At 72.4% G+C, this 1,562-nt stretch carries 2 protein-coding genes and 1 pseudogene; all 3 read left to right on the forward strand.

The features are described from left to right. Positions 1 to 308 (forward strand): annotated as a pseudogene (locus IE271_RS40860) (glucose-6-phosphate dehydrogenase); the annotation flags it as partial. Further along, positions 305 to 1,240: a glucose-6-phosphate dehydrogenase assembly protein OpcA gene (gene opcA / locus IE271_RS40865; protein WP_190195473.1), complete on the forward strand. Its 936-nt coding sequence runs from the start codon at positions 305 to 307 to the stop codon at positions 1,238 to 1,240. The pseudogene IE271_RS40860 and the gene opcA, both read left to right, overlap by 4 nt. After that, positions 1,233 to 1,562: phosphoglucose isomerase-related protein (locus IE271_RS40870; protein WP_506005301.1), on the forward strand; the 330-nt coding region annotated here is incomplete at its 3' end. The genes opcA and IE271_RS40870, both read left to right, overlap by 8 nt.

Genomic DNA, 1,562 nt, shown 5'->3' on the forward strand with positions numbered 1-1,562 from the left:
GCTTCGGCTCCAAGGTGCCCGGCACCTCGATGGAGATCCGGGACGTGTCGATGGACTTCGCCTACGGCGAGTCCTTCACCGAGTCCAGCCCCGAGGCATACGAGCGCCTCATCCTGGACGTCCTGCTCGGCGACGCGAACCTGTTCCCGCGCCACCAGGAAGTGGAAGAGTCCTGGAAGATCCTCGACCCGATCGAGGAGTACTGGGACGAGCACGGCAAGCCGGCGCAGTACCCGGCGGGCACCTGGGGTCCCGTCGAAGCCGACGAGATGCTCGCACGAGACGGACGGAGCTGGCGCAGGCCATGAAGATCGATCTGACCGACACCAACGCAAGCAAGATCAACAAGGCTCTGGTGCAGGGCCGCCGGGCGATCGGCACCCCGGCCGTCGGCATGGTCCTGACCATGGTCATCGTGACGGACGAGGAGAACGCCTACGACGCGATCCGGGCGGCCGAGGAGGCCTCGCACGAGCACCCCTCGCGCACCCTGGTCGTGATCCGGCGCGTCTCGCGCACCTCCCGCGACCGCACGAAGTCCCGGCTCGACGCCGAGGTGCGGGTGGGCTCGGACGCGGGCACCGGCGAGACGGTGGTGCTGCGGCTGTACGGCGAGGTGTCCGACCACGCCGACTCGGTCGTGCTGCCGCTGCTGCTCCCCGACGCGCCGGTCGTGGTGTGGTGGCCGGTGGACGCCCCCGAGCGGCCCTTCAAGGACCCGCTGGGCGCGCTCGCGCAGCGCCGCATCACCGACATGTACGCCGTCGAGCACCCGCTCGACGCCCTGGAGCAGCGCGCCGCCTCCTACGCGCCGGGCGACACCGACCTGGCCTGGACCCGGCTCACCCCGTGGCGCTCCATGCTGGCCGCCGCCCTCGACCAGGCCCGTACCGACATCACCTCGGCGACCGTCGAGAGCGAGGCGGAGAACCCGAGCGCCGAGCTGCTCGCGCGCTGGCTGCACGCGCGCCTCGGTGTCCCGGTCGAGCGCGTGGTGACCGGCGGCCCCGTCGTCACGGCGGTGAGCCTCGGCACCGAGAAGGGCGAGATCCGCATCGACCGCCCCGAGGGCCCGCTGGCCACGCTGTCGCTGCCCGGCCAGCCCTCCCGGACCCTGGCGCTGAAGGTCCGCTCCACCTCCGAACTGATCGCCGAGGAACTGCGCCGCCTCGACGCGGACGAGATGTACGCCGTCGCCCTGGCCGGCGACGGCGCCGAAAGGAAGAAGAGCCGTGCCTGAGACCCCCAGGCTCACCCGCCGCCCCGAGTGGGCGGAGCTGGAGGACCACCGCGCGGGCCGCATGCTGCACGCGCAGCTGCGCGAGCTGTTCGCGCAGGACCCCGAGCGGGCCGAGCGGTACGTGGTGCGCGTCGGCGACCTGCGGATCGACTACTCCAAGCACCTGGTCACGGACGAGACGCTCGCCCTGCTCCAGGAGCTGGCCACCGCCACCGGCGTGTTCGGGCTGCGGGACGCGATGTTCCGCGGCGAGCGCATCAACACCACCGAGGACCGGGCCGTGCTGCACACGGCGCTGCGCGCCCCGCGCGACGCCGAGGTC

The sequence above is a fragment of the Streptomyces minutiscleroticus genome (assembly GCF_014650875.1).
Lineage (GTDB): Bacteria > Actinomycetota > Actinomycetes > Streptomycetales > Streptomycetaceae > Streptomyces > Streptomyces minutiscleroticus.